Annotated in this window: 1 protein-coding gene; it reads right to left on the reverse strand. The window is 42.4% G+C overall.

Features of this window, described 5'->3' with window-relative positions:
- Positions 1-245: transposase (locus H4J75_RS19905; RefSeq protein WP_182223086.1), on the reverse strand; the 245-nt coding region annotated here is incomplete at both ends.

A 245-nucleotide genomic window follows, 5' to 3' on the forward strand; every position in this document is an offset into this window, starting at 1 on the left:
TGAATAGCGTATTGAAAACCCAGCCCACTCCACAAAAGTTTGCCTTAAAAAAGTAGGGCAACTGTACCGCCAATGTGTCCACATTTTCTTACCGCTACGTTCAATTACAGGCGCAATACCCGCATATTTCTGTAGCTCAGACGCATCATCATAACGATCTCTATTACTGCCTAATGCCACTAATAATCGTGGCGCAAGTTGTGGACCTGCACCAGGAAAGCTATCAAAAATAACTTTATCATCTT

It is taken from the genome of Colwellia sp. BRX10-1 (genome assembly GCF_014077545.1).
Taxonomy (GTDB): domain Bacteria; phylum Pseudomonadota; class Gammaproteobacteria; order Enterobacterales; family Alteromonadaceae; genus Colwellia_A.